This is a genomic window from Variovorax sp. PBS-H4 (genome assembly GCF_901827205.1).
In the GTDB taxonomy this organism is placed as follows: Bacteria; Pseudomonadota; Gammaproteobacteria; order Burkholderiales; family Burkholderiaceae_C; genus Variovorax.
On the sequence record NZ_LR594675.1, the window covers coordinates 1 to 19,454 of the forward strand.

The 19,454-nt window shown below is 66.5% G+C and carries 18 protein-coding genes; 8 read left to right on the forward strand and 10 right to left on the reverse strand.

Translation table 11 applies throughout. The features are described 5' to 3' along the window. The 6 genes from dnaA (at position 1) to E5CHR_RS00030 (ending at position 8,070) form a co-directional block, all read left to right on the forward strand. Positions 1-1,380, forward strand: a complete 1,380-nt coding sequence (dnaA, locus tag E5CHR_RS00005) for a chromosomal replication initiator protein DnaA (RefSeq protein WP_162577782.1) — start codon at positions 1-3, stop codon at positions 1,378-1,380. Between the two features lie 269 nt (positions 1,381-1,649). After that, complete coding sequence (gene dnaN / locus E5CHR_RS00010) at positions 1,650-2,756, forward strand: DNA polymerase III subunit beta (RefSeq protein ID WP_162577783.1); 1,107 nt, start codon at positions 1,650-1,652, stop codon at positions 2,754-2,756. Between the two features lie 102 nt (positions 2,757-2,858). Continuing rightward, positions 2,859-5,480, forward strand: coding sequence for a DNA topoisomerase (ATP-hydrolyzing) subunit B (gene gyrB, locus E5CHR_RS00015; protein ID WP_443083051.1), 2,622 nt, complete (start codon positions 2,859-2,861; stop codon positions 5,478-5,480). 166 nt (positions 5,481-5,646) lie between these two features. Further along, positions 5,647-6,147, forward strand: a complete 501-nt coding sequence (locus E5CHR_RS00020; RefSeq protein WP_162577784.1) for a hypothetical protein — start codon at positions 5,647-5,649, stop codon at positions 6,145-6,147. 127 nt (positions 6,148-6,274) lie between these two features. Next, complete coding sequence (locus E5CHR_RS00025) at positions 6,275-6,736, forward strand: carboxypeptidase-like regulatory domain-containing protein (RefSeq protein ID WP_162577785.1); 462 nt, start codon at positions 6,275-6,277, stop codon at positions 6,734-6,736. A gap of 143 nt (positions 6,737-6,879) precedes the next feature. After that, positions 6,880-8,070, forward strand: a complete 1,191-nt coding sequence (locus E5CHR_RS00030) for a metallophosphoesterase (protein WP_162577786.1) — start codon at positions 6,880-6,882, stop codon at positions 8,068-8,070. Between the two features lie 6 nt (positions 8,071-8,076). Here E5CHR_RS00030 and E5CHR_RS00035 read toward each other — a convergent pair whose 3' ends face one another. Continuing rightward, positions 8,077-8,580 carry a polyhydroxyalkanoate granule-associated phasin gene (locus E5CHR_RS00035; RefSeq protein WP_162577787.1) on the reverse strand — a complete coding sequence of 168 codons (504 nt, stop codon included), beginning with the start codon at positions 8,578-8,580 and terminating at the stop codon, positions 8,077-8,079. 172 nt (positions 8,581-8,752) lie between these two features. Between E5CHR_RS00035 and E5CHR_RS00040 the strand changes: the two genes are divergently transcribed. Then, a complete protein-coding gene (locus tag E5CHR_RS00040) occupies positions 8,753-9,328 on the forward strand; it encodes an acyloxyacyl hydrolase (RefSeq protein WP_162577788.1) in 576 nt (191 codons plus the stop codon). On the opposite strand, the gene E5CHR_RS00045 is transcribed toward E5CHR_RS00040, so the two are convergent. Genes E5CHR_RS00045 through E5CHR_RS00065 form a run of 5 tightly spaced genes read right to left on the reverse strand, consistent with a single transcriptional unit; the run spans position 9,316 to position 15,170 of the window. Beyond that, complete coding sequence (locus tag E5CHR_RS00045; protein WP_162577789.1) at positions 9,316-10,845, reverse strand: UdgX family uracil-DNA binding protein; 1,530 nt, start codon at positions 10,843-10,845, stop codon at positions 9,316-9,318. The two genes, E5CHR_RS00040 and E5CHR_RS00045, sit on opposite strands and share 13 nt — an antisense overlap. Positions 10,846-10,887: 42 nt before the next feature. Next, complete coding sequence (locus tag E5CHR_RS00050; RefSeq protein WP_162577790.1) at positions 10,888-12,162, reverse strand: putative DNA modification/repair radical SAM protein; 1,275 nt, start codon at positions 12,160-12,162, stop codon at positions 10,888-10,890. Positions 12,163-12,199: 37 nt separating this feature from the next. Then, positions 12,200-13,198: a lysylphosphatidylglycerol synthase domain-containing protein gene (locus E5CHR_RS00055; protein ID WP_162577791.1), complete on the reverse strand. Its 999-nt coding sequence runs from the start codon at positions 13,196-13,198 to the stop codon at positions 12,200-12,202. Next, positions 13,195-14,421, reverse strand: coding sequence for a cardiolipin synthase ClsB (gene clsB / locus E5CHR_RS00060; protein ID WP_162577792.1), 1,227 nt, complete (start codon positions 14,419-14,421; stop codon positions 13,195-13,197). The genes E5CHR_RS00055 and clsB overlap by 4 nt, the downstream gene beginning before the upstream one ends. A gap of 20 nt (positions 14,422-14,441) precedes the next feature. Next, positions 14,442-15,170: an endonuclease/exonuclease/phosphatase family protein gene (locus tag E5CHR_RS00065; RefSeq protein WP_162583488.1), complete on the reverse strand. Its 729-nt coding sequence runs from the start codon at positions 15,168-15,170 to the stop codon at positions 14,442-14,444. A gap of 264 nt (positions 15,171-15,434) precedes the next feature. Here E5CHR_RS00065 and E5CHR_RS00070 point away from each other — a divergent pair, with 264 nt between their 5' ends. Next, on the forward strand, positions 15,435-15,866 hold the full coding sequence (locus E5CHR_RS00070) for a serine/threonine protein kinase (RefSeq protein WP_162577793.1): 432 nt from the start codon (positions 15,435-15,437) through the stop codon (positions 15,864-15,866). A 63-nt stretch (positions 15,867-15,929) separates the two neighbouring features. On the opposite strand, the gene E5CHR_RS00075 is transcribed toward E5CHR_RS00070, so the two are convergent. The 4 genes from E5CHR_RS00075 to E5CHR_RS00090 form a co-directional block, all read right to left on the reverse strand. Next, positions 15,930-16,472, reverse strand: coding sequence for a Spy/CpxP family protein refolding chaperone (locus E5CHR_RS00075; protein WP_162577794.1), 543 nt, complete (start codon positions 16,470-16,472; stop codon positions 15,930-15,932). Between the two features lie 133 nt (positions 16,473-16,605). Continuing rightward, a complete protein-coding gene (locus E5CHR_RS00080; RefSeq protein ID WP_162577795.1) occupies positions 16,606-17,676 on the reverse strand; it encodes a flavodoxin family protein in 1,071 nt (356 codons plus the stop codon). A 90-nt stretch (positions 17,677-17,766) separates the two neighbouring features. Beyond that, positions 17,767-18,672 carry a pirin family protein gene (locus E5CHR_RS00085; protein WP_162577796.1) on the reverse strand — a complete coding sequence of 302 codons (906 nt, stop codon included), beginning with the start codon at positions 18,670-18,672 and terminating at the stop codon, positions 17,767-17,769. Next, entirely contained in the window at positions 18,659-19,453 is a 795-nt protein-coding gene (locus tag E5CHR_RS00090) for an aspartate/glutamate racemase family protein (protein WP_162583489.1), read from the reverse strand. Before E5CHR_RS00090 ends, E5CHR_RS00085 begins: the two co-directional genes overlap by 14 nt. Position 19,454: the final 1 nt, after the last annotated feature.

The window sequence follows — 19,454 nt, forward strand, 5'->3', positions numbered from 1 at the left end:
ATGCCGAGTGAAGGCATTGGCGACAGCCTTTGGCAGGCCTGCGTCGACCAGCTCGCGCAGGAACTGTCGGAACAGCAGTTCAACACCTGGATCAAGCCCCTGACCGCGAGGGTCGCTGACGATCTTTCGCGCGTCACCGTCTTTGTCGCCAACCGCTTCAAGCTGGACTGGATCCGGGCTCAGTACGCGGGCAAGATTGCTGCCATGGCCGAGAAGCTCTACGGCCAGCCAGTCATCATCGAGTTAGCGCTTGCTCCGCGAGAAATCGTTGCGCGGCCTGTATCAATGGCGGTCACGGTTGAGACCGATGTGCCTCGCGATGTGGCCGGCCCGGGGGAGGACCTCTCGGGCGGCGCCTTCAAGAACAGACTCAACTCCGGCCTGACCTTCGAGACGCTGGTCGAAGGCACGGCCAACCGGATGGCGCGAGCCGCCGCCATGCACGTGGCCGGCATGCCGGGGCATCTTTACAACCCGTTGTTCATCTACGGCGGCGTCGGCCTCGGCAAGACGCACCTGATGCATGCAGTGGGCAACCGCCTGCTGTCCGACCGCCCCGACGCCAAAGTTCTCTACATCCACGCCGAGCAGTTCGTGTCGGATGTGGTCAAGGCCTATCAGCGCAAGACATTCGATGAGTTCAAGGAGCGCTATCACTCGCTCGACCTGCTGCTGATCGACGACGTCCAGTTCTTCGCCAACAAGGACCGCACGCAAGAAGAATTCTTCAATGCCTTCGAAGCACTGCTGGCCAAGAAGTCGCACATCGTCATGACCAGCGACACCTATCCGAAGGGGCTGTCGGATATCCACGAACGGCTGGTCTCGCGCTTCGATTCGGGGCTCACGGTGGCTATCGAGCCGCCCGAGCTCGAAATGCGCGTGGCGATCCTGATCAACAAGGCGCGCGCCGAGAACGCCGAAATGCCCGAGGAAGTGGCCTTCTTCGTGGCCAAGAACGTGCGTTCCAACGTGCGCGAGCTCGAAGGCGCGCTGCGCAAGATCCTCGCCTACTCGCGCTTCAACCAGAAGGAGATTTCAATCGCCCTGGCACGCGAGGCGTTGCGCGACCTCCTGTCCATCCAGAACCGGCAGATCTCGGTCGAGAACATCCAGAAAACGGTGGCCGACTACTACAAGATCAAGGTCGCCGACATGTATTCGAAAAAGCGGCCGGCCTCGATTGCCCGGCCGCGTCAGATAGCGATGTACCTCGCCAAGGAGCTGACCCAAAAGAGCCTGCCCGAGATCGGTGAACTGTTTGGCGGCCGCGATCACACGACGGTGCTGCACGCGGTGCGCAAGATCTCCGGCGAGCGCCAACAGCTCACCGAGCTCAACCAGCAGTTGCACGTGCTGGAACAAACCCTCAAGGGCTGATGCATGCCTGCTCATCGCAGATTCATGGGGACCTGTCAAAGGACAACTCTGGGGAAAGTTCCGGCACAAGCAGGCGGTTGTCCACAGGCGAGTCGCGCTTCCCAAACTTGTGCGCTTTGGCGCGACACCACGGAAGCGCGCCTGCACACAGCCTGCCAGCGACGGCAAGTGGCTGTCGGCAAAGCGGAAAACCGCTCTGTCCACAGCGGAGGCCGTTCCTTATCTACTACTACTAATTTGAATTAAAGAAATAAAGGAAGAGGTAAGTCATGATCGTTTTGAAGGCTACACAAGACAAAGTCCTCGCCGCCCTGCAGTCGGTGGCGGGCATCGTGGAGCGGCGGCACACGCTTCCGATCCTGGCCAACGTGCTGATCCGCAAGACCGGGCCCCGCCTGCAGCTGACCACCAGCGACCTGGAGATCCAGATCCGCACCCATGCCGAGCTCGGCGGCGACGACGGCAACTTCACGACCACCGTGGGCGCGCGCAAGCTGATCGACATCCTGCGGACCATGCCAGCCGACCAGACCGTGAGCCTGGAGTCCAGCGCGAGCAAGCTGGTGCTCAAGGGCGGTAAAAGCCGCTTTACGCTTCAGTCGCTGCCCGCCGAGGACTTCCCGCTGGTGCAGGAGTCGGCCAACTTCGGGCCCGTGTTCAGCGTGCCGCAGAAGACCCTGAAAGACCTGCTGAGCCAGGTGTCCTTCGCGATGGCGGTGCACGACATCCGCTACTACCTGAACGGGATCCTGTTCGTGGCCGAAGGCAAGCAGCTGAGTCTGGTGGCCACCGACGGCCATCGCCTGGCTTTCGCTTCCGCGATGCTCGATGTCGAAGTCCCGCGCCAGGAAGTGATCCTCCCGCGCAAGACAGTGCTGGAGATGCAGCGCCTGCTGTCGGATGCAGATGGCGCGATCGAGATGCAGTTTGCCAACAACCAGGCCAAGTTCGCCTTCGAGGGCATGGAGTTCGTCACCAAGCTCGTGGAGGGCAAGTTCCCCGACTACAACCGGGTGATCCCAAAGAACCACAAGAACTCGGTGACGCTTGGCCGCGCGACTCTGCTGGCCAGCCTGCAGCGCACTGCGATCCTGACCAGCGAGAAGTTCAAGGGCGTGCGCCTCAACATCGAGCCCGGGACCTTGCGCATTGCCTCCAACAATGCCGAGCAGGAAGAAGCCCAGGACGAGCTCGACATCGACTATGGCGGCGACGCCATCGAGATCGGCTTCAACGTGAGCTACCTGATCGACGCGCTGGCCAACATGGGCCAGGACATGGTGAAGCTCGACCTCGCCGATTCCAACAGCTCGGTGCTGATGACGATCCCAGAGAACGCTTCATTCAAGTACGTCGTCATGCCGATGCGTATCTGACGGCGTTTGGCAGGGAGCGAGAAGACCGCCCGCGGCATTCCGCGGGCTTGGTCTTTGAGAGACGAACAAAACCCGGTCCGAGAGAGAGAGAGAAAGATCCTGATGAGCGAAGACAACAAGCCGGACGCGCCCCACACCGAGCCCGTCTACACCCCTGAAATCGACAGCGCCATTCCGATCGAAGTGACGCCCGCTGCCGTGGACACCTACGGCGAAGGCTCCATCACGATCCTCGAGGGGCTGGAGGCGGTGCGCAAGCGCCCCGGGATGTACATCGGCGACACCTCGGACGGCACCGGGCTGCATCACCTGGTCTTCGAGGTGGTCGACAACTCCATCGACGAAGCGCTGGCGGGCTACTGCGACGACATCATCGTCACCATTCACACGGACAACTCGATCTCGGTGGTCGACAACGGCCGCGGCATCCCGACCGGCGTCAAGATGGACGACAAGCACGAGCCCAAGCGCTCGGCCGCCGAAATCGCGCTGACCGAACTGCATGCCGGCGGCAAGTTCAACCAGAACAGCTACAAGGTCTCGGGCGGGCTGCACGGCGTGGGCGTGAGCTGCGTGAATGCGCTGAGCAAGATGCTGCGCCTCACGGTGCGGCGCGAGGGCAAGGTGCATGTCCTCGAGTTCAGCAAGGGCTTCGTGCAGAACCGCATCGTCGAGACACTGAATGGCGTCGAGGTGTCGCCGATGAAGATCACGGGCGATACGGAGAAGCGCGGCACCGAGGTGCACTTCCTGCCCGACACCGAGATCTTCAAGGAGAACGCCGATTTCCACTACGAGATCCTCAGCAAGCGGCTGCGCGAGCTGAGCTTCCTGAACAACGGCGTGCGTATCCGGCTGCTGGACGAGCGCACCGGCAAGGAAGACGACTTCTCCGGGGCCGGAGGCGTCAAGGGCTTCGTCGAATTCATCAACAAGGGCAAGACGATCCTGCACCCCAACGTGTTCTACGCGGCCGGAGAGAAGCCTGCCGACACCTATGGCGGCATCCCCGGCACGCACATCGGCGTCGAGGTCGCGATGCAATGGAACAGCGGCTACAACGAGCAGGTGCTGTGCTTCACCAACAACATTCCGCAGCGCGACGGCGGCACCCATCTGACCGGCCTTCGCGCCGCAATGACACGGGTGATCAACAAGTACATCGAGGAAAACGAGCTCGCCAAGAAGGCCAAGGTCGAGGTCACCGGCGATGACATGCGCGAGGGCTTGTGCTGCGTGCTCAGCGTGAAGGTGCCCGAGCCGAAGTTCTCCAGCCAGACCAAGGACAAGCTGGTTTCCAGCGAGGTGCGCGCGCCGGTCGAGGACATCGTCGGCCGGCTGCTCGGCGACTACCTGCAGGAGCGCCCCAACGACGCCAAGATCATCTGCGGCAAGATCGTCGAGGCCGCGCGTGCGCGCGAGGCGGCTCGCAAGGCGCGCGAGATGACGCGCCGCAAAGGCGTGCTCGACGGGATGGGCCTGCCGGGCAAGCTGGCCGATTGCCAGGAGAAGGACCCGGCGCTGTGCGAGGTCTATCTGGTCGAGGGTGACTCCGCCGGCGGCTCCGCCAAGCAGGGGCGAGACCGGAAGTTCCAGGCCATCCTGCCGCTGCGCGGCAAGATTCTCAACGTCGAGAAGGCGCGTTACGAGAAGCTGCTGACCAGCAACGAGATCCTGACCATGATCACGGCGCTGGGCACCGGCATCGGCCGCGCGGGCGCGACCACCGCCGGTGGCGGCGCAGACGACTTCAACGTGGCCAAGCTGCGCTACCACCGCATCATCATCATGACGGACGCCGACGTCGACGGTGCCCACATCCGCACGTTGCTGCTGACCTTCTTTTATCGCCAGATGCCCGAGCTGGTCGAGCGGGGTCACATCTACATCGCGCAGCCGCCGCTCTACAAGGTGAAGGTCGGCAAGGAGGAGCAGTACCTCAAGGACGGGCCTGCGCTCGACGCCTTCTTGCTGAAGGTCGCCCTCAAGGACGCGAGCATCCAGACCGGCGGCGACAAGCCGACGACGCTCAGCGGCGAGACGCTGGCCGAACTGGCCCGCAAGCACCAGTTGGCCGAGGCAGTGATCGCGCGCCTCGGCAACTTCCTCGACGCCGAGGCGCTGCGTGCGATTGCCGACGGCGTCTCGCTCGACCTGGACACCACGCCTGCGGCAGAGGCCTCGGCCGTGGCGCTGCAGGCGAAGCTGCGCGAACTCAGCGCCACCGGTGTGCCGGCCGAGGTGGCCAGCGAGTTCGACGCGCGCACCGACAAGCCGCTGCTGCGCATCAGTCGCCGCCACCACGGCAACATCAAGAGCAGCGTGATTACGCAGGACTTCGTGCACGGCGCCGACTACGCCGCGCTCGCCGAGGCTGCCAAGACCTTCCGCGATTTGCTCGGCGAGGGTGCTGTCGTCCGCCGGGGAGAAGGCGAGAAGGCCAAGGAAGAGAAGGCCGGCGATTTCCGCGAAGCGATGCGGTGGCTGATCGGCCAGGCCGAGAACGCCACCTCTCGCCAGCGCTACAAGGGCCTGGGCGAGATGAACCCGGCGCAGCTCTGGGAGACGACCATGGATCCCAACGTGCGCCGCCTGCTCCGAGTCCAAATCGACGATGCGATCGAGGCCGACCGCGTGTTCACCATGCTGATGGGCGACGAGGTCGAGCCGCGCCGGGAGTTCATCGAGCAGAACGCACTGCGGGCGGCGAACATCGACGTCTAGGAGAGAGAAGAACGGCGGCCGGGATGCTATGAACGCCGCAAGAAAAAGGCCCGCATTTGGGCCCGGCCGGTGCCGCACTGCGCGTAAACGCTATACCTAGCCTGACTTTTGCTAAGCAAGAATTTCGGCCGATTGGATGCCGTTTTTTGGAGCGAGGACAGAAGCGATGAAACCGAACCGTTTCGGGTGGGCCCTGGTGGCAATGGTCATCCTGGGTGCAGGGACTTCGGCACAGGCACTGCCGTCGAACCCGCCGATCCAGTTGACCCAAGGCATCGAGTACATGTGCGGCGGCAGGAACAGCGCGGAGGCGGCGTTCATGCGCATGGTGTCGCCGCGTTGGGCCGCCACACTGGAGTTCTCGGTCAACCGCGCAAAGCCGGGTGACGTGCCGGACGACGTGACCGTGGTGGTGCGTGAGCGCTATACCGGGCGTCCGATCATGGAAGCGGTCGCAGGGGCGCCATTCATGCTGGCGCGGCTCGATCCGGGCGCCTACGAGGTCGACGCCACCCTGGGCGGGGTCACCCTCCGGCAGGCCTTGACGGTGTTCAGTGGCGTCGCGTCGCGGGCCGTGTTTGTCTGGCCTTCCAATGTCGATTTCGCCAATGCCGGCGGCCCGCGCATGGCGCAGCAGCAGGCCGCCGTGCGCGGCAGCAGCGACTGACGCAGTGGCCGCGGCACGGCGCCGCCGCCCGACGTTCAGCTTCATCTAAGGCGGCCGAGCCATATTTGCTGCCGTGGGGGCGATCGATTTCGCCTCCGCTTCACAGAACCCGATCGAGGACATGGCTATGAACACAACCTGTTTCTGGCGGCCAGCGGCTGCCCTGGCGCTGGGTGGTGCGTCGCTTCTGGGTGCACTGTCGGCACATGCGGCCTACAACCCACCGATCCATATGGCCAACGGCATCGAATACATGAGCGGCGGCGTCAGCAGCGACGAGGCTGCGCTGATGGAGAGCGTGGCGCCCCGGTGGCCTGCGACCTTCGAGTTCGCGGTCAAGGACGGCAGCCGTTCGGACTTCGCGGCCGATGTTGCGGTGACGGTTCGCGACGCCGCCGGGCGCGCTGTGCTGTCGCAGGTCACGGCACGGGGCCCCTTCATGGTGGCGCGCCTCGACCCAGGCCGCTACGAAGTGGAGGCGACGCTCGGCGGCCGCACGCTGAAGCAAACCGTCGAGATCCACGCCGGCAGCCCGACCCGGGCGCTGTTCCTCTGGCCGCCGGGCACGGACGTCAGCGCCCACTCGTGAACGGCACATGGGCATGTAATGAAGCCAAGCGGATTGCCGGCTTTCCTGCCGCACGCGCTTGATTGTTGGCACGTACCTTGAATGGGGCCGAGGCAGCGCCCACATGCGCTCCTTGCCTCCTGCTGGTACCGTGCAGGGCTTCGATGCCGCTTCGCCCAATTACGCTCCTCTTCACACTGCTGCATGTCTACATCGGCCTGCGGCTGTTGCCTGCCCTCGCCGTACTCACTGGTGCCTGGCCATTGCTAGTGGCCGCACTGGTGCTGTCGGCGGCCACCATGCCGTTGCCCTTCGTCCGCGCGCGCAGCGCTGGCGGGCGTGCGACCTTGTCCGACGGCTGGAAGTGGCTGGGGCTGCTCAGCATGGGCTGGTTTTCCTCGATGTTCGTCCTGACCCTGGTGCGCGACCTTGGGCTGCTGCTGACCTGGATCGTCGTCGCCGCTGGCGGGTGGGCGTTCGACGCCCTGCATGCCCAGGCCTGGAGCGCAGCGGCGGTGCCCTTCATGGCGACCCTGGTCTCGCTGATCGGCTTCTTCAACGCCCGGCGCACCGCCAGTGTCGTGCGCGTGGACGTGCCGATCCGCAACCTGCCGGCGGGCCTCGAGGGCTTCACCATCGCCCAGCTCAGCGACATCCACGTCGGGACGACCATCCGGCGCGGATACATCCAGCGCATCGTCGATGCGGTCAACCGGCTGGGCGCCGACATGGTCGCGATCACCGGCGATCTGGTGGACGGAACGGTCGCCGAACTGCGCGAGCATGTGGCGCCCTTGGCCGGCTTGCGTGCGCGCCTCGGCACCTTCGTGGTCACCGGCAACCACGAGTACTACGCCGGTGCCCATGCCTGGATCGATGAACTGCGGCGTCTCGGGCTGCGCGTGCTGCTCAACGAGCACGTGGTGCTGCAGACACGCAATGTGAAGGGCGCGCAGACCGACGAGGAGGCGTTCGACAGCGCACTGCTGGTGGCCGGCGTGACCGACTACACCGCCGTGCATTTCGATGCAGCCCACGCGAGCGATCCCGTGCGCGCCCTGCACGGCGCGCCGCCGCTGGTGCGCACCCGGCTACTGCTCGCGCACCAGCCGCGCAGCGCGCCGGCCGCGGCCGAGGCGGGCTACCAGCTGCAGCTCTCCGGGCACACGCACGGGGGACAGTTCTTCCCGTGGAACCTGTTCGTGCCGCTCCAGCAGCCCTTCACGGCAGGGCTGCACCGGCTGCGCGAGATGTGGGTCTACACCAGCCGCGGGACTGGCTACTGGGGTCCGCCCAAGCGCTTCGGCGCGCCGTCCGAAATCACGCTGCTGAGGTTGGTGCCGGAGCGATCCTGACCGGGTTCAGGGCCGCGAGCGTGTGAGCCGCCGCGCGTTGGCGCTTGCCTTGGCGTGGATCGGCTTGAGGCCGCGTTGCGCGATACGAGCGCCGGCGCTCGACAGCTGGCTCAGGGTGGCAGCCGAGCGCGTGGCGGCGCCGATGAGCGCCCGGCCGTGGGTCGAGACCTGCGTTGGCGTGGTGCTGGTGGCCAGCGAAGCCATGGCGAATGCGCCGCCCAGCCATTGCTGCACGGCGCGGCCGACGAGCGCGAACTGGGTGCTGTGCAGCTGGTTGCAAATCGCCGCGCCCGACTCGGTGGCGGCCGCCAGCTTCTCATGGCCCATGAGCTGCATCTCGGCCACGTCCGCGTCGCTGGGCGCAAGCCCGGCCCTGGCCATGCGCTCGGTGCGCAGCTGGATCACGGAGCTGGAGTACAGCAGCATCTCGTGCGTCTTGAAGGCCACATCCGTCCAAAGCATGAACGGGTTGAAGAACCGAGGGGAGGAGAAGAAGGAGGCGGTGGACATGAACGTCATACGATAAGCAGAAACCCACTATAGGCTCATCAAGGGGAGTCCGTGGCGGCACGGCGGGTTTTCGGCGAAGATTTAGTCTCACTTGTCACGGCGACCTCGCACGTCGGCCCCTTCATGGGTGCGGTGGCAGGCGCCGTTTCCGTTTCTCCCCTGGCCCATTCGAATGCCCAATAAAAAATCGCCTTGCGCCAAGATTCTGCTGTGTGCGGGTCTCCTGTCGCTTTCAGTCAGCGCGTCCGCCTTTGAGGATGGATCCCCCGCCTTCTATTTCGAAGCCGGCCGCGCGCCGCACAACAACACCAGCACGCGATCGCTGACCGTCGGCGCCATCCTGCCCTGGGGACAGCAGAACCTGATCTGGGGTACCCAGGTCACGTCCTATGCGGACTTGTTCCTCAGCCAGTGGCGTACACCCAATGTCGAGCGCAATGGGGGCCATCACGACTACTCGCAGCTGGGTGCCATTGCCGGCTGGCGTCTTCGCTTCGAGGAGGGCGCTTCGCCCTGGTTCTTCGAGGCGGGTCTCGGTGCCACCACGATGAACGACCGCTACCGGTCGCCCGACCGCAGCTTCAGCACCCGCTTCCAGTTCACCGAGCAATTGGGCATCGGCCGCAATTTCGGCCCGCGCGGGGAGCACGAGCTTTCGCTGCGGATCCAGCACTTCTCGAACGCCGGCATCCGCAAGCCCAACCCGGGTGAAAATTTCTACAAGGTGCGCTACCTCTACCGCTTCTGAGCGGGCCGCTTGCCTGCGGCGAGATACTCGTTGGCGACCGCAAGGTCGTGCAGCCATTGGGCATAGGCGGAATCGCGTTGCTCCGGATCGCCCCTGAGCAGCGCTGACGGATGCAGCGTGACCAGCACAGGCAGGCCGCGCGCATCGGTGTGCCACTGGCCGCGCTCGCGCATCACCGGCACGGGTCGCCCGAGCAGGGCGCGCGCTGCCGTGGCGCCGAGCGCGATGAGCGCATGCGGGCGCACTTGGTCGATCTCTTTTTCGAGCCAGTGCAGGCAGATGGCGACTTCGCGTTGGGCTGGTGTCTTGTGCATGCGGCGTTTGCCGCGTAATTCGAACTTGAAGTGCTTGACCGCATTGGTCACATACAGCTGGTCGCGCGACCAACCCAGGTCAGCCACGGCCTTGTCGAACAGCCGTCCCGCCGGCCCTACGAAAGGCCTGCCTTGAAGGTCCTCCTGGTCGCCGGGTTGCTCGCCGACGACCATCACCGCGGCGGCGGCCGGGCCTTCGCCGAACACCGACTGAGTGGCGTGTTCGCCGATCGGGCATGCCCGACAGCGGTCCGTCGCCTGGCCCAGCAGTTCCAGCGCCTGCTCGGGGTCCGCGGGCAGTTTCGGTGGGTCGGGATAGTCGAGCGGGTCGGAGTGATCGGCCATGGCAAGCTCCATCGATCTGGGACTGCGTGCAGCGGCGGGAATGCGGCGCATGGGCAGGGTTGGCGCCGCCTCGATCATGCGCTCGCTGCGCGATGCAGCGTCGCGTGCGAGCGTATCGATCAATGGGGCTTCGGGCAGGTTGGGCCAATAGCCACGCGGCATCTGCCGCTGCATGGTGGCAAGCTTCAGGCGTGCCGGATTGAAGACGTGGCGGTAATAGGTGAGCCAGAGCTGCTCTCCGGCGTCGGGCGGTGGCATGTGGTCGCGCGAGGCGCCGGGCCCGCATTCGAGCACCTTGCCGTTCCAGCGCACGCTGCACTCGGGCGTCAGGATGGCCCAGTGCATGCCGGTGAAGCGCTGCAGGAAAAAGGGCGCAACCGCTTCGACGACGTGGTGGTCGGGCTCGAACCAGGCCACGTGCAGTGGCGCGTCCTCGTCCGGGTCCCCGACCGTGCGGAATCGGACGAATGCCTTCATGCGGTGCATGTCTCTTCGCACCGCCTGTGCCATGCGGCGCGCGCGCAAACGGTCGGGATCCAGTGAATCGTGGCGCAGCCCGGGCTCGTGCACCAGCCGCCAGAGCAGCAGGTAGAGCAGGGCGAAGCGCGTCGGATCGGCATGCAGGATCACGGATTCGCACAGCGAAAGAAAGGATGCCGGCACAGCGAAGGTGCCGCTACCGGTGTGTTCGCCGCGCACCTGGGGCACGACCTCGCCGAACAGCTCGCTGGTGCTTGCCCCGGGCGTGCACCAGCTCACCTCTTCCGGAGGCACGAGGTGCGCCAGCAGGGTGCGGGCCTCGCGGCGGAAGCCGTGCCAATCGGTCTCGCTGGACAGCGTGACGAGGTGATGCGCCATGCAGCACGTTAGAGAACGGGCACGCAGCCGTGTTGTAGGCCTTCAGCCGGAAAACAGCGAGGCCTGGACCGGCGCCGGCGTGAAGCGCGCGGCGATGTCGGCCGCGTCGAGGCCGCGGCCGGGTCGATGGTCCTCGGTAATGACGAATGGCATAACGGTCGAAAGCGGCACGCGCAGCCTGCGCAGGTCTTCGCCGCGCAGCCTCCGCACACGGCGCGTTGCCAGCAGCCGCTCGACCGTCTTGACGCCGAGGCCGGGCACGCGCAGCAGCATCTCGCGCGGTGCGCGGTTCAAGTCCACGGGGAAGCGTTCGCGATGCGCGAGCGCCCACGCCAGCTTGGGATCGAGGTCGAGCCGAAGCATGCCTTGCGTGGGTGGGACGATCTCCTCGTGCGAGAAGCCGTAGTAGCGCATCAGCCAGTCGGCCTGGTAGAGGCGGTGCTCGCGCACCAGCGGCGGCGCCTGCAGCGGCAGGGATGGCGAGGCATCGGGGATGGGGCTGAAGGCCGAGTAGTACACGCGGCGCAGGCCGTAGGCGCCGTACAGCCTGGCGCTCGACTCCAGGATGGCCCGGTCGTCGGCACCATCGGCGCCGACGATCATCTGCGTGCTCTGCCCGGCCGGCGCGAACGGAGCGGGCGCGCTGCGCCGGGGTGCCCCGCCAGGCAACGAGGCCGGCTTGGCGGACGCTGCCTCGCGTGCTTCCCCGCGAGCATCGTCGATCTGCGTGCGCAACCGGGCCATCGAGCGGCGAATGGCGTGGATGTTCTTTTCAGGGGCGAGCGAAGCCAGTCCTTGCACGGTCGGAAGCTCGATGTTGATGCTCAACCGGTCGGCGTAGCGCCCTGCGCGCTGCAGCAACTCGGGTGCCGCGTCGGGAATGGTCTTGAGGTGGATGTAGCCGCGAAAGTCATGCGTCTCGCGCAGCACGCGCGCGACCTCCACCACCTGCTCCATGGTGTAGTCGGGGCTGCGGATGATGCCTGAGCTCAGGAACAAACCTTCGATGCAGTTGCGGCGATAGAAGTCGAGCGTCAGCGCCACGACTTCGTCGATGGTGAAGCGGGCGCGAGGCACGTTGCTGCTGACTCGGTTCACGCAGTAGAGGCAGTCGAAGCTGCAGTAGTTGGTGAGCAGCACCTTCAGGAGCGAGACGCATCGGCCGTCCGGCGTGAAGCTGTGGCAGATGCCGTGTCCGTCGGTCGACCCGATGCCTCGGCCGCCGACCGAGTCGCGGCGCACGCCGCCGCTGGAGGCACACGAGGCGTCGTACTTGGCGGCGTCGGCGAGGATGGCGAGCTTCTGCTGGGTGTCCACTGTATGAATATACAGCTACAGCAGTTCCCCACTGGCATCAGGGTCTGCGCTTCCTCTCGATGCGGCGCCGTTGCCGGGCGCGCACCTCGGTCAAGAAATACGCGACCGATGCGATGCACAGCGGCAGCAGATAGTAGGTGGCCCGATAAGCCAGCAGCGCGCCGAGCAGGCGATCCGTCGGCACCTGGTACAGCAGCGCGACGAACACCGCCTCCAGCACACCCAGGCCTGCGGGCACGTGCGTGATGACGCCCGCCACTGCAGCTACCAGCAACACCGCAAGCACATGTGGATAGGGCAACTGCTGCTCGAGCAGGAACCAGATCACGCCGCCGATCAGTGCCCAGTTGGTGCAAGACAAGGCCAGTTGCAGCAGCGCCATGCCGAGCGCCGGCGTCTGCAACTCGTGTCCGCGAATATTCCAGATGTGCTCCCGTGCCACTGCGCACAAGACCAGGTAGCCCAGCGCCAGCACCAGCAGAGTCGCGCCGAGGATGCGCAGCCCATCCGCCTCGATCCTCCACTCGGGCGGCAGCGCCATGGGCCAGAAGTAGAAAGCGGCGCCGGCGACCACGAGGTAGCCGAGCCAGTTGGTCAGCATGCTGAAACCGAGCACACGCGTGATCGTGAGGTTGCCCAGGCCGTGGCGCGAATAGAGTCGGTAGCGGAAGGCAATGCCGCCGATCAACGATCCGAGGTTGAGGTTGAAGGCATAGCTGATGAAGGTGATCCCCATCACCGTACGCGTGCCGAGCCGATGACCCGTCATGTGTCGGCCGAGCAGGTCGTAGGTGCTGTAGATCGCGAAGCTGCACGCGGCAAGCAGCAGTGCAGCCAGCAGCGCTGGCAGTGGAATATCGAGCACCGCCTGGAGCACTTTCGTCCAGTCGATGGTGCGCGCCTGATGCACCAGCAGCCAGGCCACCAGGCCGAAAAAGATCCAGGTTGCAATACGTCTGGCCCATAGCCACCAGCCACGCTTCGGCGCTTGCCCGGGCGTCGCGGCGGGCAAGGTCGGGCGCGCGCTGCCGCTCATGCGTTGTCCGTTCGCGCCGCGCCCCCGTGCGGCCCTTGTCCGGCCAGCGGCTGGAGACGCGGCGCATGGCGCGGCAACCAGCCCACCCACGACGGGTACCAGCGCAGCAGGTGAAAGACAAAGAAGCTGCGCACCAGCCGCCACGCGCTCCATTCGCTGAGCTGCTCCACCTCGATCTTCTTGCAGTGGTGATGCATCAGGTGGTTGAGCCGTTCGTCGAGCTGGCGGGCGAAGCCGGGGTCGCGCACGATCACATTGGCCTCCAGGTTGAGCGACAGGCTCAGCGGGTCGAGGTTGCTGGAGCCGATGGTGCTCCAGTGCTCGTCCACCCGCGCGACCTTGCCGTGCAGCGGCCGCTGGCAATACTCGTGGATGTGCACGCCGGCGTGCAGCAGGTGGTGGTAGAGCATGCTGGCGCCCACCTTGACGATCGGCATGTCGGGCTCGCCCTGCAGGATCAGGTTTACATCGACACCGCGCCGGGCCGCGCGGCGCAATGCCTTGATGAGCCGATAGCCCGGGAAGAAGTAGGCATTGGCGATCACGATGCGCTGCCGGGCGGCGCGGATGGCCGCCAGATAGTGGCGCTCGATGTCGTTGGTGTGCCGCCGGTTGTCACGGCTGACGAATTGCACCTCGGACTCCCCGACCGCCGCGTGGGCCGGCGGGGGTGCGGCCTTCAGCCGGCGCCGGAACCAGCCCGCACCCTTGTTGCCGACGGCGATCGCGTGCAGCACGAAGCGATGGATCTCGGAGACGATCGGCCCCTCGAGCTCCACCGCATAGTCCTGCTTGGCCTTGGGCCCGAAATCCATCAGGTGGTCGGCCGAAAAGTTGATCCCGCCCACAAAGGCCAGCCGCCCGTCGATGACCGTGATCTTGCGGTGCATGCGGCGAAAGAGGTTGAGTCGCTGGCCCAGGAAGCGGCGACCCGGGTCGAACACGCGCACCCGCACCCCCGCGTCGGCCAGGCTCTGGGTGAACTCGTCGGACAGGTCCGGCGAGCCGAAGCCGTCGATCATCAGGTCGACCTTCACGCCGCGCCGCGCGGCCTCGCGCATGGCCTCGTGCAGCGCGAGGCCGACTTTGTCCTCGAACAGGATGAAGGTCTCGACGATCACCTCGCGCTCGGCGTTGCGGATGGCCTCGAAGACGCGGGGGAAGAACTGCTCGCCGTTCTCGAGCAGCTCCACGCGATTGCCAAATGTCCAGCGCTGGGCCATGGAAGAGTTCCCTTGGGCGGTCAGAGCTCGATCTCCGCCACGAGCGGCGCATGGTCGGACAGGTGCGACCACGGCTTGCGCGGCAGCACCACCGGCGCATGCACGCCTGCATTGCGCACGTAGATGCGGTCCAGCGGCAAAAGAGGAAAGCGCGAGGGAAAGGTCCTGGCGGCGCTGCCATGGGCATGCACGAAAACCTCGCGCAGCGACGCGCCCTGTTCGAGGATGTCGTGCGCGCGGCCGCGCCAGTCGTTGAAGTCGCCGGCCACGATCAGCGGCGCGTCGCGCGGGACCTCGTCGCGCACGATGTGGCAGAGCAGTTCGAGCTGCTGCACCCGGTGGTTTTCGGCCAGGCCCAGGTGCGCGCAGATCGCGTGCACATCGACCGGACGCCCGGGCAGCCGCAGCACGCAGTGCAGCAGCCCGCGCTTTTCGGGGCCGACGATCGACACGTCGTGGTTCTTGAAGTGCACGATCGGGAACTTCGACAGCACGGCGTTGCCGTGATGGCCGCGCGGATACACCGCGTTGCGGCCGTAGGCGAACTGCGGCCACATGGTGTCGGCCAGAAATTCATAGTGCGGCGCTTCCGGCCAGTTGTCGATCTTGCGCGAGTGGCGGGTATGGGTCCCGAGCACTTCTTGCAGGAACACCACGTCGGCGCCGACGGTGCGCACCGCTTCGCGCAGCTCGGGCAGGATGAACCGGCGATTCAGCGCGGTGAAGCCCTTGTGGGTGTTCACCGTCATGACCTTGAGCGAGGTGGGCGTGGTCGCCGTGCCAGCAGCGGGGATGGAGGGCTTCACAGGGGCAGTTGTAAGCCGCAGCGCGTCCCCATGCTGTAGGAGCTTGCCACCTCCTGCACCGGCCTGCGCGAGTCGGCGGCGGGTTCCTACAGCCGCGGCTGCCCGATCCCCACATCGAGGCTGTCCACGGCCACCTAGGTTGAACTCAGAGCCCCGCAAAAGGGGCTCATGTTCAGCCTGGTTTGACCTTTGAAAGGGGACATCATCATGAAGAGAGCCTTGATTGCGAGCACCGTGTTCACCGGCCTGATGGGCTTGGCGGGCGTCGGTTTCGCCCAGACCACGACGGTCCCGGCCCAGCCCGACCCGGCCAAGGGCGGCCAGGCCAGCACCAAGAGCGTGCCCGGCGGCGTGGCCAATGCCACCCAGCGGCCCGATGGCAGCGACCCCGCCTCGCGCAATGCTGTGAAGGCCGAGGCCCGTGCCCACAACCGCAACAACACGAACAACCCGGTCCCCAAGGGCGAGGCGACGACCACGGTGAACAGCCAGCCCAACGCCATGCCGAAGCCGACAGGCGAGATGTCGCGTGCCGAGGTGAGCGCGGACGCCCGCAAGGTCAAGCCGCACTTCGGCCAAAGGGGCGAGCGACCGGAAGTGCCGACCAACCCGAAGAACAAGACGGGTACGCCGCAGTAGGCGCGGCGCGATCACTAAAAAAGCCCGCAGCGATGCGGGCTTTTTCGTGGGAGGGGAACAGGCTCAGCTCTTCGCGCCTTCGCTCGGGCCCTGATGGCCATGGCCGCCACGATGACCGGCGTGAATGGTTTCCGCATCGAAGGTCTTTTGCTGCTCCGGCGACAGCGTCGCGTAGAAGCTGCGCGTGGCCTCGACGCGCTGGGTGAAGCGCGCGCTGCGTTCGGCCTGGCGCGCCTGCATGCGCTCCAGTCGCTGCGGCGTCGTCAGCTTGGCGAACTCGGCGCGGTCCATGCGTACCGTGGCTGCCGACCGGGGCCGCTGCTGCGTGGCGGTGAAGTTGTTCCACGCGCCTTCCTGGCTGGCATCGAGCCGCAGCTTCTGCTTGAGCTCGGCCAGCCGTTGCGCACGCTTGGCCTGCATGCGCTCGAAGCGCTGGGTGCGGTCCACGTGCGGGCGAGACGCCTTGGCGTCGGCCGGGGCGGCCTGCGCGGTCGCGGCGGGAGCCGCCGTTGCGGCCGGGGAACCCTGTGCGAAGCCGGTGCTGCAGGCGAAGGCGGCCGAGGCAATCAGGCCGGCCATGAGCGTTTTCTGACGAGACGAGATCATGAGAGTGCTTCCTTTCGAAGAAGCCTGCCGACACGGCGGCAGGTGAGGCAAGTGTGGAAGCGCTCTGTATCGCACCCGTCGAGCCACGGTGAGTGCGATGTAAAGAAAGATTTCGGTCCGTTTCGTCCCAACTCTACTTGGGCCGGGGCGGCTCGAGGCCGGCATCCGGCTGCTGGTAGCGCCCTTCACGCAGCGCTGTCACCGCGCGGGCCACCGCGCGGGCGACATTGCGAACCTCTTCCTGCAGGCCGGTATCGCGGTCGAGTGCCTCGTGGCTGGTGGCGTAGGGTTCGTAATACCCGACATATCGGTCCAGCCGCGCCTGTGCGCCGGCGTCGATCAGGCCCATCCAGTCCAGCCAGTCGCTGAGATTGCGCCGCAGGCTTTCCACGCCGGCCACGTCGCCGTGCACCACGAGGCCGTAGGCGCGGCCCGCCAGGTGCTTCGGATACCCCCAGCCCTTGAGCTCGATGGCCTTGGCTTCGTCGGCCTTCTTGCCATGGGTGGAGGTGGGGTCGGGGTTGCCGCCGTCGGCGCAGACCAGGCGGTCGGCCATCAGCTTGAGCGGGCTCGTGGCCTGGTACCAATGCGTCGGCGTGAAAAGAATGACGCCATGGGCTGCAGTCCACCGCTCGTAGATTTCGTTCATCCAGTCCCCCGTCTGCCGCAGCGAATGGTTCGGGTAGCAGCTGCAGGGCCAATGGCACAGCGGCATCGCGGTGGAGACACAGCCCTTGCAGGGATGGATGTGGCGCCCGTAGTCGGACGTCAGCCGGCTGAGGTCCAGCACATCGCAATCGAACTGCTGTGCGTCCAGCTCCTCGCGGGCCAGTTGCAGCAGCCGGAAGGTCTTCGACATCTCGCCGGGGCAGGTGCCATCGTTGCGCGGCGAGCCGTTGACCAGCAGCACGCGCGACTTCGTCTCCGGCCTCGACCAGGCGGCCTTCGCGTGCTCGATGCGCTCTTTTGCTTCAAGCCAATCGACGGAAAGCTCGTACTCGGGGTCCGCATAGCCCGGGCCTGCCTTGCGCGTCACGGGGGCCTTGCGGCCTTTCTGGTAGGCCTCCCAAGCGATGACCTCGATGCGCGCGAGTGCCTCCGACTCGGCGTGGAAGGCGGGGTCGCGGTAGGTCTGCATGAAGCGGTCGTGGAACTCGGCGCGCTCGATGGGCGGCGGCGCCTGGCCTTTGCGGACTTCAGTCATCGCTCGACTCTAAGCAGAGATCGGCTCGCGCGCTGCACCGCGGCGCACGCGAGTTGCCGTAGGCGCATGACGACATGTGCCCGGTTGGCGTCAGCCGAGCTTTCCGCTCTGAAAGTCGTGCATGGCCTGCGTCAATTGCTCGCGCGTGTTCATGACGAAGGGGCCGTACTGCACGATCGGCTCATGCAGCGGCTTGCCCGCGATCAGCAGCGCTCGCGCGAGGCTGTGGTTGGAGGCCGGCGCACGAACCAGTACGCCGTCGCTGCCTGCATCGTTGGCGAGGATGGCCATGCGCTTGGTCGGGATCTCGCTGCTCCCGATGTAGAGCGACTCGCGAAATACATAGACAAGCGCGTTGCGGTCCGGCGCCAGGGGCTGGGCGAACTCGGTGCCCGGCGGCAGCGTGAGGTCGAGGTAGAGCGGCTCGGTGTGCTCGCGCTGTACGGCGCCCGCGATGCCGTGGCTCTCGCCCGCGATCACGCGAACGTGCACGCCGGCCGGCGTCACGAGCTCGGGGATTGCCTCGCTCTGGATGTCGCGGTACCAGGGTTCGCGCATCTTGTCCTTGGCCGGCAGGTTGAGCCAGAGCTGGAAGCCTTCCATCAGCCCTTCCTCCTGCTCCGGCAGCTCGCTGTGCACCAGGCCGCGGCCGGCGGTCATCCACTGCACGCCGCCGTTGGCCAGCAGGCCTTCGTGGCCGGCGCTGTCGCGATGGCGCATGCGGCCCGCGATCATGTAGGTGACGGTCTCGAAGCCGCGGTGCGGGTGGCTGGGAAAGCCGCCGATGTAGTCGCCGGGGTTGTCGCTGCCGAAGGCGTCGAGCATCAGGTAGGGGTCGAGCCGCTGCTGCAGCGGCTGGTGCAGCACGCGCGTGAGCTTGACTCCGTCGCCGTCGCTGGTCGAGACGCCGGCGACGATCTGGTCGATGCTGCGCGGGCGCGACAGCATGACAGGTTCGACATGGTGCGGGGGGTGGGCCGTGTCAGGTGTGCTCATCCGCGGCATGGTGGCACGGAGCCGACGACCGCGTCAGGGGTGTGGATGCCCTCGCCGCCAGCGCCTCGAGCTCCCAGGACACGCCCTGCCAGGCCACGTCGATGCAGGCGGCGGATGGACGGGGCGCCGCGCGCCCGGCCCCCATGGCCCAGCGCGCGCCCGCACTCACGCTGTCGATCAGCGGCACCGGCAGGCCGGGCGCGATGGCAGCGGCCAGGCCGGCCAGTCCGGCGCCGCCTAGGATCACCGCGTCGGCCCCGAAGCGCGCCACGGCCTCCAGGCAGGCGTCGGCCAGCAGCGCATGGGCACCGGCCGGATCGGCTGCCAACTCGGCGCCGCTTTGCGCCACCGTGTGAATGCCTGCCAGCGAGTGCGCGTGGCCGAGCGCCAGGGCGAGGCGCTCTAGCATCGGGCCCCAGCGCTCGCCCCCCGTCACGACCGCAAAGCGCCCGTGCGCGGCCGCAGCCGAGAAGGCGGCCTGCGCCAAGCCGCCCACCGGCAGTCCGCAGGTCTCTCGCAGGGCGAACAGTCCCGGATCGCCGAAGCAGCCGATCAGCACCGCGTCGGGCCGCTCGCCGCGTTCCACCGCGGCGGCCCAGGCGTCGAGCACGGCATGCTGCGCCACCGCGTAGCTGGCCTCGCTGGCGATGTAGGGCGCGCCGAAACGGGCGGTGACGGTGTGCACCTTGAGGGCCGGGCTGACCTCGCCTTGCACGTGGCGCTGCAGCAGCGCGCTCACCGTGGCCGAGGTATTGGGATTGATGATCAGCAGGCGGCCCATG